The 13,942-nt window shown below is 60.7% G+C and carries 12 protein-coding genes; 6 read left to right on the forward strand and 6 right to left on the reverse strand.

The window, feature by feature from the left end; translation table 11 throughout:
- Positions 1-45 precede the first annotated feature (45 nt).
- Together SNL23_RS08760 and SNL23_RS08765 are read right to left on the reverse strand one after the other, a co-directional pair.
- Positions 46-528: a glutathione peroxidase gene (locus SNL23_RS08760; protein WP_076014991.1), complete on the reverse strand. Its 483-nt coding sequence runs from the start codon at positions 526-528 to the stop codon at positions 46-48.
- 135 nt (positions 529-663) lie between these two features.
- Entirely contained in the window at positions 664-1,149 is a 486-nt protein-coding gene (locus SNL23_RS08765; protein WP_003208457.1) for an FKBP-type peptidyl-prolyl cis-trans isomerase, read from the reverse strand.
- On the opposite strand from SNL23_RS08765, the gene SNL23_RS08770 reads away from it, so the two are divergent.
- From SNL23_RS08770 to SNL23_RS08780, 3 genes are read left to right on the forward strand one after another with little or no spacing between them, the layout of a single operon-like run.
- The gene (locus tag SNL23_RS08770; protein ID WP_167665432.1) at positions 1,118-1,456 is read left to right on the forward strand and encodes a DUF3565 domain-containing protein; all 339 of its coding nucleotides are present in this window, start codon (positions 1,118-1,120) and stop codon (positions 1,454-1,456) included. The genes SNL23_RS08765 and SNL23_RS08770 overlap by 32 nt on opposite strands.
- Positions 1,457-1,516: 60 nt before the next feature.
- On the forward strand, positions 1,517-3,616 hold the full coding sequence (gene pta, locus SNL23_RS08775; RefSeq protein WP_017476010.1) for a phosphate acetyltransferase: 2,100 nt from the start codon (positions 1,517-1,519) through the stop codon (positions 3,614-3,616).
- On the forward strand, positions 3,617-4,510 hold the full coding sequence (locus SNL23_RS08780) for an acyltransferase (protein WP_076014989.1): 894 nt from the start codon (positions 3,617-3,619) through the stop codon (positions 4,508-4,510).
- Positions 4,511-4,684: 174 nt separating this feature from the next.
- Here the strand turns inward: SNL23_RS08780 and cysN are convergent, their stop codons facing one another.
- The 3 genes from cysN to SNL23_RS08795 all read right to left on the reverse strand — a co-directional run bounded on the left by cysN (position 4,685) and on the right by SNL23_RS08795 (position 8,558).
- Positions 4,685-6,583, reverse strand: coding sequence for a sulfate adenylyltransferase subunit CysN (gene cysN, locus SNL23_RS08785; protein WP_318302043.1), 1,899 nt, complete (start codon positions 6,581-6,583; stop codon positions 4,685-4,687).
- A 9-nt stretch (positions 6,584-6,592) separates the two neighbouring features.
- Positions 6,593-7,510 carry a sulfate adenylyltransferase subunit CysD gene (gene cysD / locus SNL23_RS08790; protein ID WP_016971196.1) on the reverse strand — a complete coding sequence of 306 codons (918 nt, stop codon included), beginning with the start codon at positions 7,508-7,510 and terminating at the stop codon, positions 6,593-6,595.
- Between the two features lie 289 nt (positions 7,511-7,799).
- A complete protein-coding gene (locus SNL23_RS08795) occupies positions 7,800-8,558 on the reverse strand; it encodes a Nif3-like dinuclear metal center hexameric protein (RefSeq protein ID WP_010177002.1) in 759 nt (252 codons plus the stop codon).
- Positions 8,559-8,660: 102 nt separating this feature from the next.
- Here SNL23_RS08795 and algW point away from each other — a divergent pair, with 102 nt between their 5' ends.
- The 3 genes from algW (at position 8,661) to SNL23_RS08810 (ending at position 12,767) form a co-directional block, all read left to right on the forward strand.
- A complete protein-coding gene (gene algW / locus SNL23_RS08800) occupies positions 8,661-9,815 on the forward strand; it encodes a Do family serine endopeptidase AlgW (protein ID WP_063033109.1) in 1,155 nt (384 codons plus the stop codon).
- A gap of 108 nt (positions 9,816-9,923) precedes the next feature.
- Positions 9,924-12,035 (forward strand): TonB-dependent siderophore receptor, encoded by a 2,112-nt coding sequence (locus tag SNL23_RS08805; RefSeq protein ID WP_167665429.1) that lies wholly within the window; start codon positions 9,924-9,926, stop codon positions 12,033-12,035.
- Between the two features lie 12 nt (positions 12,036-12,047).
- Positions 12,048-12,767 (forward strand): DUF4198 domain-containing protein, encoded by a 720-nt coding sequence (locus SNL23_RS08810; protein WP_318302044.1) that lies wholly within the window; start codon positions 12,048-12,050, stop codon positions 12,765-12,767.
- A 140-nt stretch (positions 12,768-12,907) separates the two neighbouring features.
- On the opposite strand, the gene hemH is transcribed toward SNL23_RS08810, so the two are convergent.
- The gene (hemH, locus tag SNL23_RS08815) at positions 12,908-13,933 is read right to left on the reverse strand and encodes a ferrochelatase (protein ID WP_076014985.1); all 1,026 of its coding nucleotides are present in this window, start codon (positions 13,931-13,933) and stop codon (positions 12,908-12,910) included.
- Positions 13,934-13,942 lie beyond the last annotated feature (9 nt).

Here is a 13,942-nt window from a genome sequence, read left to right on the forward strand (position 1 = left end):
CCCCCTCACCACAGGATAAGCCCCCCCACCACAGGACAAGCGCGCTCAGCTCAAGGCTTTTTCGATTGCCTGCACGATGGTGGGATCATCCGGCGGTGTACGCGGTGAGAAACGCGCCAGGACCCGGCCGTCTTTACCCAGCAGGAATTTTTCGAAGTTCCAGGTAATGTCCCCGGGAAATTCGGCGCCCTCGCCCGCCAGCAATCGATACAGCTGGTGGCGATCGTGACCATTCACGTCGAGCTTGCTGCCCAGGGGAAAGGTCACGCCGTAGTTGAGGCTGCAGAATTCCTGGATTTCTTCTTCAGTACCCGGTTCCTGCCCGGCAAATTGATTGCACGGCAACCCGAGTACGGTGAAACCCTGGCTTTTGTATTGCTGATAGAGGTTTTCCAGCGCGGCGTACTGTGGTGTCAAACCACATTTGGAGGCGACGTTGACCACCAGCACGACTTGCCCCTTGAAGGGCGCCAGAGGCAGCTCCTGACCATCCAGGGCTTTGAGTTTAAGGTCGTGGAAAGCACTCATGACGAACTCCAGATATCCTATGTTCTTTGTAACGGCCATTCGAGATTACAGCCGCCAAGTCGGCAAGAATAGCCGCCAAATGAAAAAGGCGCCCGAAGGCGCCTTTTTCCAACTGACAGAGCGTCGCTCTATCAATTAATGGTGGTGACCACCTTCGCCGTGCACGTGGCCGTGGGCCACTTCTTCCTGGGAAGCGTCACGGATAGCGACGATCTTCACCTGGAAGTTCAGGCGCTGGCCCGCCAGCGGGTGGTTGCCGTCGACGGTCACGTCGTCGCCGTCCAGGTCGCGGATAGTGACGATCTGCATCTGGCCGTCCGGAGCGGAAGCGTGGAACTGCATGCCCACTTCCAGCTCGTCGACGCCTTCGAACATGCTGCGGCTCAGGGTGCTGACCAGTTCGGCAGCGTATTCGCCGTAGGCATCTTCAGGTTCTACGGCAACGGTCAGTTCGTCACCGACCTCTTTGCCTTCCAGAGCCTTTTCCAGGCCCGGGATGATGTTACCTGCACCTTGCAGGTAGACCAGCGGCGCGCCGCCGGCAGAACTGTCGATGACCTCACCAGCGTCGTTGGTCAGGGTATAGTCAATGGAGACAGCCTTATTGGCGGCGATCGGCATGGGGCGAGACCTTTTGCAGAAGAATGAAGAACGGACAAGTCTAAACAAGGATTTGCCCGAAAGCGAACACAACCCGGACGGACGGGGTCGAACAACTGACCCGACGGTCGTCGGATTTCACCAGGACGAAGACCAGCACTGGGTCGTCGAGCTTTCCTGCGGCCACACCCAGCACCTGCGCCACCAGCCACCCTGGCAATCCCGCGCCTGGGTCACAGACCCGGCACAACGCCTTGAAAAAATAGACAAGCCCTTTACGTGCGGCTGGTGTGCGCAAGGCTCAGATAGAGATAACCTTGGCACCTGATTCCCGGTAGGCAGCCAGCCATAGGCCGCCACCGAAGCCATGCACCTCCAGAGAATTCGCATGCAGACTTTTTTTATCGCGCCCACCGATTTTGGTGTGGGTCTGACCTCCATCAGCCTTGGGCTGGTGCGTACCCTTGAACGGGCCGGGCTGAAAGTCGGCTTCTTCAAACCGATTGCCCAGCCGCACCCCGGCGACACCGGCCCCGAGCGCTCCACCGAACTGGTGGCCCGCACCCACGGCCTGAAACCGCCCCAGCCCTTGGGCCTGGCCCATGTAGAGCGGATGCTCGGCGACGGCCAACTGGATGAACTGCTGGAAGAAATCATCACCCTTTACCAACAAGCTGCCGTGGGCAAAGACGTGCTGATTGTCGAAGGCATGGTGCCGACCCGCAGCGCCAGCTATGCGGCCCGGGTCAACCTGCACCTGGCCAAAAGCCTGGACGCCGAAGTGATCCTGGTCTCGGCCCCGGAAAACGAAGTGCTCACCGAACTCTCCGGCCGCGTGGAATTGCAGGCCCAGTTGTTCGGCGGCCCGAAAGATCCAAAAGTGTTGGGCGTGATCCTGAACAAGGTGCGCACCGATGAAAGCATGGAGGCGTTCTCGGCGCGCCTCAAAGAGCACTCGCCGTTATTGCGCAGCGGCGATTTCCGCCTGTTGGGCTGCATCCCGTACCAGCCGGAACTCAACGCCCCGCGCACCCGCGACGTGGCCGACCTGATGGGCGCGCAAATCCTCAACGCCGGTGACTACGAAACCCGGCGCATGACCAAAATCATCATCTGCGCCCGCACCATGCGCAACACCGTGGAGCTGCTCAAGCCCGGCGTATTGGTGGTGACGCCCGGCGACCGCGACGACATCATCCTCGCCGTCAGCCTGGCCGCCATCAACGGCGTGCCGCTGGCCGGCCTGTTGCTGACCAGCGACACCCTGCCCGACCCACGGATCATGGACCTATGCCGGGGCGCGTTCCAGGCCGGGCTGCCGGTGCTGTCGGTGAGCACCGGCTCTTACGACACCGCCAACCAGCTCAACAGCCTGAACAAGGAAATCCCGATTGATGACCGCGAACGTGCGGAGATCATCACCGATTTCGTCGCCAGCCACCTCGACGCCCGCTGGCTGCATCAACGCTGCGGCACGCCGCGGGAGATGCGCCTGTCGCCGGCCGTATTCCGTTATCAACTGATCCAACGCGCCCAGGCGGCCAATAAGCGCATCGTTTTGCCGGAAGGCAGCGAGCCGCTGACCGTGCAGGCTGCCGCCATCTGCCAGGCACGCGGAATTGCCCGCTGCGTGCTGCTGGCCAAGCCGGCGGACGTGGAAGCGGTGGCCCGCGCCCATGGTATCGAGCTGCCCGAAGGCCTGGAGATTCTCGACCCGGACTTGATTCGCCAGCGCTACGTGGAGCCAATGGTGGCCCTGCGCAAAACCAAAAGCCTCAACGCACCGATGGCCGAGCAGCAACTGGAAGACACGGTGGTGATCGCCACCATGATGCTCGCCCTGGATGAAGTCGACGGCCTGGTCTCCGGCGTCATCCATTCCACCGCCAACACGATTCGCCCGGCCCTCCAACTGATCAAGACCGCGCCGGGCTGCACCCTGGTCTCGTCGGTGTTCTTCATGCTGTTCCCGGAGCAAGTGCTGGTATACGGCGACTGCGTGATGAACCCGCACCCAAGCGCCGCCGAGCTGGCGGAAATCGCCCTGCAAAGCGCCGACTCGGCCGCCGCGTTCGGCATCACGCCACGGGTGGCGATGATCAGTTATTCCAGCGGTGATTCGGCCACGGGCGAAGAAGTCGAGAAAGTCCGCGAAGCCACCCTGCTGGCCCACGAAGCCCAAAGCTCACTGCTGATCGACGGCCCGTTGCAATATGACGCCGCTGCCAACGAAACTGTGGCCCGGCAACTGGCGCCTAACAGCCTGGTAGCGGGCAAGGCCACGGTGTTCGTGTTCCCTGACCTCAACACCGGCAACACCACCCACAAGGCCGTGCAGCGCAGTGCCGATTGCGTGAGCCTGGGGCCGATGCTGCAAGGCCTGCGCAAACCGGTGAACGACCTGCCCCGTGGGGCGCAGGTGGACGACATCGTGTACACCATCGCATTGACCGCGATTCAAGCCGCCAACCGACCTATGGATGTCTAAATGCTGGATTTTCTACCTGCTGCCGTGCGTGGGGTGATCGCCTCGCTGTTGCTGGCGTTGAACACGATCCTGCTGTGCTCGTTCCTGTTTATCGTGGCGCTGTTCAAGGCGTTGCCGTTTGCCAAGCGCTTCAGTGAATGGCTGATGAACCAGACCCACGAGGCCTGGATCAGCAACAACAAGGCCTGGATGAACCTGGTATGTCGCACCCGCTGGCACTTGAAGGGCCTGGAAGGCCTCGACTATGAACACTCGTACCTGGTGACCAGTAACCACCAGAGCTGGGTCGATATCATGGTGCTGCAATACGTGCTCAACCGGCGTATTCGCCCGCTGAAGTTCTTCCTCAAGCAAGAGCTGATCTGGGTCCCGGTGATCGGTCTGGCGTGGTGGACACTGGGCTTCCCGTTCATGAAGCGCTACACCAAGGCGTACCTGGAAAAGCATCCGGAAAAGAAAGGCAAAGACCTGGAAACCACCCGCAAGACCTGCGCGAAGTTTCGCCACAACCCGGTGGGCATTTTCAACTTTGCCGAAGGCACGCGGTTTACCCCCGGCAAGCATGCACAGCAGAAGTCACCGTTTCGTTATCTGCTCAAGCCGAAGGCCGGTGGTATCGCGTTTGTGCTGGATGCCATGGGTGAACAACTGAAGTCGCTGGTGAACGTGACCATTCACTATCCTGGTGGGCGCCCCGGTTACTGGGATTTGCTGTGCGGGAATGTGAAGGAGGTTGTCGTGCAGTTTGAGGAGGTGCAGATTCCGGCCGAGTTTATCGGCAAGAATTATGAGCAGGATGGGGAGTATCGGTTGGCGTTCCAGGGCTGGATCAACCGGTTATGGGAAGAGAAGGATGTGTTGCTGGAACAGCTTCACCGCGACTTTCCTGCCTGACACCTGTAGGAGCGAGCTTGCTCGCGAAGGTCGTTAACGATGACGTTGGCATCCTGATTCAACGCGGCGCACTCAGGTTTTTCGCGAGCAAGCTCGCTCCTACAGAGATCACGGTTCGCATGAAAAAGCCCGCTACCGAGTGATCGGTGGCGGGCTTTTTTGTGCGCGTGAGGCTTAGATCGCGCCGCGCTGGCGCAGCAGTTCCAGCACTTGCTTGACGCTGTCTTCCAACGACAACGTCTGGGTGTCGATCACAAGATCAGCATTCAACGGCACGTCATACGGGAAGGACTCACCCGGGATGTTATCCCCGCCCGCCGCGTACAGGCCTTGCGGATCCCGCTCGGCACACACCAGCGGCGAAGCCTGCACGTAGACGGTCAGCAAACGATCACCGCCGATCAGCGCCTTGGCCTGTTCGCGCCCTTCGGCATCCGGGGCAACGAACGCAGCCAAAGTCAGCAAGCCAGCTTCGTTGAACTGACGCGCCACGTGCGCGGCACGACGCCAGTTCTCGGTACGCCCGGCGCGGTCCTGCGGCAGGCCCTTGTTCAGGTCATGGCGCAAGTTCTGGCCATCCAGCACAAACACTGCACGGCCCATGTCGAACAGCTTGCGTTCAACCGCGTAGGCCAGGGTGCTTTTGCCGGCGCCCGACAAGCCGCTGAACAACACGGTCGCCGGTTGCTGGCCGAAGCGCTGGGCGCGTTCTTCGGTGGCCACGTGAGCCAACTTGCCATGCTGCGCCGCGCTGCCGTGAGTCACCGGCGGCGCGATGATCATGCCGGCTGCCACGGTGCCGTTGGTCAAGCGGTCGATGACGATAAACGAACCGGTGGTGCGGTTGCTTGCGTAACCGTCCAGGGCGATGACCGTGTCGAGGCTGACCTTGACCCGGCCGATCTCGTTCAACTGCAAGGCGCTCGCCGGGCCTTCTTCCAAGGTGTTCACATCAACGCGATGCACGATGCTGGTGATGGAACCCGGCACGTAGCTGGTGGCGCGCTTGATGTCGTACTTCTTGCCCGGCAGCATCGGTTCTTCAGCCATCCACACCAGCATGGCGTCGAAGGCGTCGGTCACTTGCGGCACGTTGTCGGCATGCACCAGCAGGTCGCCACGGGAGATGTCGATCTCGTCTTCCATGGTCAGCGTCACGGCCTGGCCTGGGCCAGCGTTTTCCAGCTCGCCTTCAAAGGTGACGATGGATTTCACGCGGCTGCTCTTGCCCGACGGCAGCACCACGATTTCGTCGCCCTTGTGCACGATGCCGCTGGCCAGGGTGCCGGCGAAACCACGGAAGTTCAGGTTCGGACGGTTGACGTACTGCACCGGGAAACGCAGGTCGGTGTAGTTGCGGTCGTTGGCGATCTCGACGGTTTCGAGAATTTCCATCAGCGACTGGCCGGTGTACCAAGGCGAACGCTCGCTCTTGTTCACCACGTTGTCACCCTTGAGCGCCGACATCGGCACGAATGTCAGGGTGCTCGGCTTGAACGCGATACCGTCGGCAAACTTCAGGTAATCGGCCTTGATCGACTCGAACACACTTTGGTCAAAGCCGTTGATGTCCATCTTGTTGACGGCCACCACGATGTGTTTGATCCCCAGCAACGAGGCGATAAAGCTGTGGCGACGGGTCTGGGTCTGCACGCCGTAGCGGGCGTCGATCAGGATGATCGCCAGGTCACAGGTGGAGGCACCGGTGGCCATGTTTCGGGTGTACTGCTCATGGCCGGGGGTGTCGGCAATGATGAATTTGCGCTTGGCGGTGGAGAAGTAGCGGTAGGCAACATCGATGGTGATGCCCTGCTCGCGCTCGGCCTGCAGGCCGTCGACCAGCAAGGCCAGGTCGATGTCATCGCCGGTGGTGCCGGACTTCTTCGAATCGCGGGTGATGGCTTCCAGGTGATCTTCGTAGATCATCTTGGAGTCGTGCAGCAGGCGCCCGATCAGGGTGCTTTTGCCGTCATCGACGTTGCCACAGGTCAGGAAGCGCAACATTTCCTTGCGCTCGTGCTGGCCCAGGTAGGCGAGGATGTCCTCGCTGATCAAATCAGATACGTGCGACATGACAGCCCCTTAGAAATAGCCTTGACGTTTTTTATCTTCCATCGAGCCTGCGCCATCGTGGTCGATGACCCGGCCCTGGCGCTCGGAAGTTCGCGTCAGGAGCATTTCCTGAATGATGTCCGTCAGCGTCTCGGCTTCGGACTCCACCGCGCCCGTCAACGGGTAGCAGCCAAGGGTACGGAAACGTACTTTCTTTTTGACGATTCGGGCTTTGTCTTCGTCGGACAGGTGCTCGAGGATGCGGTCGTCGTCGATCATGATCAACGTGCCGTTCTTCTCGATCACTTCGCGCTCTGCGGCGAAGTACAACGGAACAATCGGGATGCCTTCAAGGTAGATGTACTGCCAGATGTCCAGCTCGGTCCAGTTGGACAGCGGGAACACACGGATCGACTCGCCCTTGTTGACGTTGCCGTTGTAGACGTTCCACAGCTCCGGGCGCTGGTTTTTCGGGTCCCAGCGGTGCTTGCTGTCGCGGAACGAGTACACGCGCTCTTTGGCGCGGGATTTCTCTTCATCGCGACGGGCGCCGCCGAATGCTGCGTCGAAACCATGCTTGTCCAGGGCCTGCTTGAGGCCTTCGGTCTTCATGATGTCGGTGTGCTTGGCGCTGCCGTGGGTGAACGGGTTGATGTTCTGCGCCACGCCATCGGGGTTGATATGAGTGATCAGGTCCAGGCCCAGTTCTTCGACCATCTTGTCGCGGAACTTGTACATCTCCTGGAATTTCCAGCGGGTGTCGACGTGCATCACCGGAAACGGCAGCTTGCCCGGGAAAAATGCCTTGCGTGCCAGGTGCAGCATCACGGCGGAGTCTTTACCGATCGAGTAGAGCATCACCGGGTTATCGAACTCGGCGGCGACCTCGCGGATGATGTGGATGCTTTCCGCCTCCAGCTGTTTCAGATGCGTCAGTTTGTCGACCATGGCTACTCACGGAAAAACGATCTTATGGACGGCCAGCGGGCCGTGTTCGAGCGGGGCATGCTAGCACAGCACCTGATTCTATTGAGGGAGCTGGCTAGATCGAAACGGTATATGAATATACCGCTGGGTTTGGCTGGGTCGGGCGGATGAATGAGGGTTACCAAGGCAAAACACGGTCAAATGTGGGAGCGGGCTTGCTCGCGAATGCGGTGCATCAGTCGCCACATGCATTGACTGACACACCGCATTCGCGAGCAAGCCCGCTCCCACATGTGTCCGGCGGTGTTTGTCAGATCGGGTTGGGGCAATCAATGAACAGGTGTTCCAGGGCGAAGCGTCGCGCCAGGTAATCACCCAACGCCTGTACCCCATACCGTTCGGTGGCGTGATGCCCGGCCGCTATGAAGCTGATGTCGTTTTCCCGGGCGCTGTGGAAGGTCTGTTCCGAGGCTTCGCCGCTCAGGTACAGGTCGACGCCGGCCAGCACCGCCTGGTCAATGTAGCCCTGGCCACCACCGGTGCACCAGCCCACGCGGCGGATCATCTCGCTGCCTTCGATCAGCAGCGGCTCACGGCCCATGGCTTCCTGCACGCGGCGGGCGAAGTCGCGGGGCGACACCGGTTCGGCCAGGGAACCCACCAGCCCGACGACCTTGAGGTTGTCCGGGTCCAGCGGGCCTTCGACGGTGATGTCCAATTGCCTGGCCAGTTGCACGTTGTTGCCGACTTCCGGGTGCAGGTCGAGGGGCAAGTGGTAGGCCAGCAGGCTGATGTCGTGCTTGAGCAGGGTTTTCAGGCGGCGCTGCTTCATGCCGGTGATGCACGGGCTTTCGCCTTTCCAGAAGTAACCGTGGTGCACCAGCACCAGGTCGGCCTGGGCTTCGACGGCCGCGTCCAGCAGTGCCTGGCTGGCGGTCACGCCGCTGACGATACGCAGCACCTGCGGCCGGCCCTCGACCTGCAGGCCGTTGGGGCAGTAATCGGCGATTTTTGCACTATTAAGGTAGCGGTCCGCTTCCTCGACTAAGGTGCTCAGGGCGACGGCCATAAAAGACTCCTAAATATCCCGTTCAGAGGCGCTCACGGCCTCGTATAATGCGCGACATTATGGGCGCTCTCCCGCCCCCTGCAACCCGTCAGGATTTTCTTAATGCTCAAGGCACTGCGTTTTTTTGGATGGCCATTGTTGGCTGGCGTGCTGATCGCGATGCTGATTATTCAGCGTTATCCACAACTGGTCGGCCTGCCGACCCTCGATGTCAACCTGCAACAGGCACCGCAAACCAGCGCGGTGGTACAAGGCCCGGTGACTTACGCCGACGCGGTGGTGATCGCCGCGCCCGCGGTGGTGAATCTGTACACCACCAAAGTCATCAACAAACCGGCGCATCCGCTGTTTGAAGACCCGCAATTCCGGCGCTTTTTCGGCGACAACTCGCCCAAGCAGCGACGCATGGAATCCAGCCTCGGCTCCGGGGTGATCATGAGCCCCGAAGGCTACATCCTCACCAACAACCACGTGACCACCGGCGCCGACCAGATTGTCGTGGCCCTGCGTGATGGCCGGGAAACCCTCGCCCGCGTGGTCGGCAGCGACCCGGAAACCGACCTCGCGGTGTTGAAGATTGATCTGAAAAGCCTGCCCTCGATCACCATCGGCCGCTCCGAAGGCTTGCGCGTAGGTGACGTGGCGCTGGCCATCGGCAACCCGTTCGGGGTCGGCCAGACCGTGACCATGGGTATCATCAGCGCCACCGGGCGTAACCAGTTGGGCCTCAACAGCTACGAAGACTTTATCCAGACCGACGCGGCGATCAACCCGGGTAACTCCGGCGGCGCGCTGGTGGATGCCAACGGCAACCTGACCGGCATCAACACCGCGATCTTCTCCAAGTCCGGTGGCTCCCAGGGCATCGGCTTCGCCATCCCGGTAAAACTCGCCACGGAAGTGATGAAGTCGATCATCGAGCATGGCCAGGTGATTCGTGGCTGGCTGGGGATTGAAGTACAACCGCTGACCAAGGAACTTGCCGAGTCGTTTGGCCTGACCGGGCGCCCTGGCATCGTGGTCGCCGGGATCTTCCGCGACGGCCCGGCGCAGAAAGCCGGCCTGCAACTGGGAGATGTGATCCTCAGCATCGACGGCGAGCCGGCCGGTGATGGCCGCAAGTCGATGAACCAGGTGGCGCGGATCAAGCCGACCGACAAGGTCGCGATCCAGGTGATGCGCAACGGTAAAGAAATCAAGCTGTCGGCAGAAATCGGCCTGCGTCCGCCTCCGGCGCCGGTGAAAGAAGAAGAATAACCTGGGAAGGAGCCCGCTCGCGGGCTCCTGTTACCTAATGTTTCAGAAGGAAATCACTCTCAATAGAGATGTTATATTGTTTCAATATCGCTATTGGAACGTTCTATCATGCCGTCTCGAAGATTTGCCCCGCTGGCGGGAATCGCCCTGGGTTTGCTGGTGGACCCGGTCTACGCCGAAGACACTGCCACCTTAGAACTGGAGGCTACCCGCATCACCAGTGAGGCGTATGAATCCGCCACTGGCCCCGTCAAAGGCTATCGCGCCACCCGCTCTGCCAGCGCTACCAAAACCGACACCGCCTTGCGAGACATCCCACAATCCATCAGCGTAATTCCCGCCTCGGTGCTCACGGACCTGGGCAGTACCAACGTCGAGCGCGCCCTGGAATTTGCCGGCGGCGTATCCAGACAGAACAACTTCGGCGGCCTGACGCTTTACGAATACAGTGTTCGGGGCTTCACCACCTCTGAGTTTTACGTGGACGGTTTCAGCGCCAACCGCGGTTACCCGAGCACGCCGGATGCGGCCAATATCGAACGCATCGAAGTGCTCAAGGGCCCCGCCGCCAGCCTGTATGGCCGTGGCGACCCGGGCGGCACGGTGAATATCGTCAGCAAGAAGCCGCAACCCGAAGCCTTCACCACCGTGCAGACCAGCGCCGGCAGTTGGGACCGCTATCGCACCGCGCTGGACGTGAACACGCCGCTCGACAGCGAGGGTAACGTGTTGTCACGGGTCAACCTGGCGGTGGAGGACAACCACAGCTTCCGCGACCACGTGGAGGCCAAACGGGTCTTCGTCGCGCCCTCCATCAGTTGGCAACTGGACCCGGACACGCGCCTGCTGGTAGAAAGCGAATTCGTGCGCCACCGCTCCACCTTCGACCGTGGCATCGTCGCGCCGAACAATCGCTGGAGCGGCGTTTCCCGCTCGACCTTCCTCGGCGAGCCCAACGACGGCGATATCCGCAACCACAACAACCGCCTGCAAGCTACCCTCGAACATCACCTCAACGATGCCTGGCAGCTGCGCCTGGCCAGCCACTACAAACAGGGCAGCCTGTGGGGCGACGCTTCGGAAAACCGCCCATTGAGTGCAGACGGCCACACCCTCAACCGCCGCTACCGCGAACGCTCCACCGGTTGGCACGACAGCATCACCCAGCTCGAACTGCGCGGCCGGTTCGACATTGGCAGCTGGCAGCACGAGTTACTGATCGGCACCGAATACGAGGATTACCGCAAGAAAGAACGAGTGACCGCGATTGCTGGCGGCGACTACACCATCGACATCTATAAGCCGGTCTACGGCAAGCCAAAACCCAACGGCGAACGCTCGGGCACCGACTTTTTCGAACAGGTGAAAAGCCAGGCGCTGAACCTGCAGGACCAGATCATCTTCACCGACCGCTTGCGCGGGATGATCGGCGCGCGCTTCGAACACTTCGAGCAACACACCGACGACTTCGCCCGCAACCACGCCAAAAGCCAGCAGACTCATGACGCCCTGACCCAACGCGCCGGCCTGCTCTATCAGTTGACGCCCGAAGTGGGCCTGTTCGCCAACGCCTCCACCTCGTTCAAACCCAACAATGGCCTGGACGCCGGCGGCAAAACCTTCAAGCCGGAGGAAGGCGTGGGTTATGAAATCGGGATCAAGAGCGAGCTGTTCGACGACCGCCTGAGCACCACCCTCGCCGCCTTCCATATCGAGAAGGAAAATGTCCTGACCAAAGACCCGGCCACCGACATGCAGCGGGCCATGGGCAAGGCACGCAGCCAGGGTTTTGACCTGCAACTGACCGGGCAAGTGACTGACGCCGTACGGGTGATCGGCGCTTTTGCCTACATCGACGCCGAAGTGACTAAAGGTGACAAAGACATCCCCGCGGGCAGCCGGATTCTCGGCGTGGCCAAACGGAGCGGCAGTTTACTCGGGGTGTATGAATTCCAGGACGGCCTGTTGCGTGGCTCCGACCTCGGTGCGGCCTTTACCTACGTCGGCGACCGCTCCGGCGAAGCCGGCAAAAGCTTTGAATTGCCGGCCTACCATACCGTCGATTTGCTGGCCCATTACAAGGCCAGCGACAACGTCACCGTGGGCCTGAACCTCAACAACCTGTTCGATGAAAAGTACTACGAGCGCTCCTACAGCAATTACTGGGTCAACCCCGGCGAGCCGCGCAATTTCACCGTCAGCCTGACCCTCAACCTGTAAAAGGACGTCTCCATGCAAGCCTTCAAATCCCTGGCCGTGCTCGGCCTGCTGTTTGCCACCCAAGTCTCGGCCCACGGGCTGTGGACCGAACAACGGCGCGGCAATATCGAAGTGATCTACGGCCACGGCGCCGAAGACAACGCGTTCAAGGCGCAGAAAATCAGCGGCGCCTGGGCCTATGACGCCAGCGGCAAAATGATCCCGGTGACCGTGGAACGCCTGCCCGACCATGCACGCCTGAAGCCGCTCAAATCGCCGGCTGTTCTGGCCGTGGCGCTGGATAACGGCATGTGGTCACAGACGGCTGACAAGAAATGGATCAACGAGGGCCGCAGCAAAGTGCCGGGGGCGGTTGAGTCGACCCAGACCTTCAAGTACAGCCTGGCGATCTACCAGCCGGGAGCGAAGCTGCCGAAGCTGGATCAGATCAAACTGCTGATCTTGCCGGAAGTTGATCCGCTGACCGTAGGCCCGGGTAAATCACTGCCCGTACGAGTGCTGCTGGATGGCAAGCCGGCGGCAGGAATCAAGCTGATCGGGGACTATCGCAATGCACCGAACACCTTGAGCACCGAGACCGATAAAGACGGTCGCGCCCAAGTGATGGTGAGGAATGAAGGATTGAATGTGATTGCGGCGCAGGTGGAGATCCCGCTTAAAGACAATGCTGATGTCGCGACTCGCGGACTGTTCAGTTCCCTGAACTTCCTGGGCGAGCCGCATCACGAGTAACACCGAAAACTCAGAGTGGGCACAGTCAATGTGGGAGCGGGCTTGCTCGCGAAGGCGGTGTGTCAGTCGCCATCTTCATTAACTGACCCACCGTATTCGCGAGCAAGCCCGCTCCCACATTTAGTCCTCACTCGGCTTGATTACAGTGCAACCGGCGCTCTTTCACACAAGGTATTGAGCGCCGCCGCCCACTGCGGGTCATCATTCAGGCAAGGCACCAACACCAACTCCTCGCCGCCCGACTCGCGGAATTGTTCCAGGCCGCGATCGCCGATCTCTTCCAGCGTCTCGATGCAGTCCGCGACAAACGCCGGGCACATCACCAGCAACTTCTTCACGCCTTGTTGAGCCAACGCTTCAAGGCGTGCCTCGGTGTAGGGTTCGATCCACTTGGCCCGGCCCAACCGCGACTGGAACGCCACCGACCATTTGCCATCCGGCAACCCCAGGCGCTCCGCGAAGTCCCGCGCAACGCTGAAACACTGCGCGCGATAGCACGTGGCAAGCACCTCGGGTGAGGCGTTCTGGCAGCAGTTGGCGTCCTTGAAACAGTGTTGCCCGGTAGGGTCGAGCTTTTTCAGGTGACGCTCGGGCAATCCATGAAAGCTCAGCAGCAGGTGATCGAAATCCTGTTCCACATAAGCCCTGGCACTGTTGGCCAAGGCATCGAGGTATTCCGGCTCATCGTAGAACGGCTGCAGAATCGAAAACTCGATCGCCAGCTTTTTGTCCCGCACCACGCGTCGGGCTTCTTCGATCACCGTGGTCACGGTGCTGTCTGCAAACTGGGGGTACAACGGCGCCAGGGTGACTTTCTTGATGCCCTGGGACGCCAGGCGGGTCAGTACGCTTTCAATCGACGGCTCACCATAACGCATTGCCAGTTCCACCGGCCCTTGGGTCCATTGCGCGGTCATCTGTTGTTGCAGGCGGCGGCTGAGGACGACCAGCGGCGAGCCTTCGTCCCACCAGATCGAGGCGTAGGCATGGGCCGACTGCTCGGGGCGTTTGATCAGGATCAGCGACACCAGCAAGCGCCGCACCGGCCATGGCAGGTCGATGACGTAAGGGTCCATCAGGAATTGATTAAGGTAGCTGCGCACATCCGCCACCGAAGTGGACGCTGGTGAACCCAGGTTGACCAGTAACAACGCGTGATCCGTCATGCAACATCC

The organism is Pseudomonas sp. SED1 (genome assembly GCF_034044025.1).
Classification (GTDB): Bacteria; Pseudomonadota; Gammaproteobacteria; order Pseudomonadales; family Pseudomonadaceae; genus Aquipseudomonas.